This is a genomic window from Vibrio sp. 1402, assembly GCF_033340275.1.
Window position 1 is genome coordinate 1 of record NZ_JAWOWE010000241.1, and the last position, 729, is coordinate 729.

A 729-nucleotide genomic window follows, 5' to 3' on the forward strand; every position below is an offset into this window, starting at 1 on the left:
ATCGGCTCTAACGCGCTCAGGTAATCTTCAAGCGGTGAAAATGCACGGACATTTTCCATTTGAGCATCCAACCACGCCGCATTTTGCGCCCCTAAGGTGTGGTAAAGCACTGCATTGCTAAAGAAGTTGCTAAACGCAGACGCATGACGGTTATCGTCCAAGTTGATATTGGTGACGACCAGAGTCTCATCTAGCGTGCCGTTTTTGGCTTTCTCGCTCAGTTCTCGGTAGGAGTACATAACGATCTCCACTCGGCTGCCCGCACGCTCTAAACGCGAAGAAATCGCTCGCGCGCACCGGCGTAGCGCCGTGTAATTGTACCCTGCGATGGTGATCAGCTTTGGTAACTTGACCGCATCTCCAAATGGGCGCAACACCGGCTTCCAGTTTGGCAACAAGTTATAAGCAGCGACGCTACCGAAATTGATCTTTTCGCTCTTCATCACTTCGGCTAACTGCTCCGGTCGAATCAAATCACTGATGTATCGGCGCTGAGCCTGAGACAAAGCGTGCTTCGCATGATGGTTAAACAGTGCAAACAAACAACCGTCTTCCGTTCGACTGCGTTTACTCGCTGGGGACGTTTCACTGTTCGGTGTCGACATGTAGTGACCGCACATGTCATCAACAAGGACTGGCTGTGGTTGCAGAGTATTCGCAGCGAGCGATGGGTTCTCCATCTTTTCATCGTTGACGATCCAGATCGTCACCAAATCCGTTAATGCTCGA

The 729-nt window shown here is 51.0% G+C and carries 1 pseudogene; it reads right to left on the reverse strand.

What is annotated here, in order from left to right:
* Window positions 1–729: pseudogene (locus R7044_RS25335) on the reverse strand (SgrR family transcriptional regulator); the annotation flags it as partial.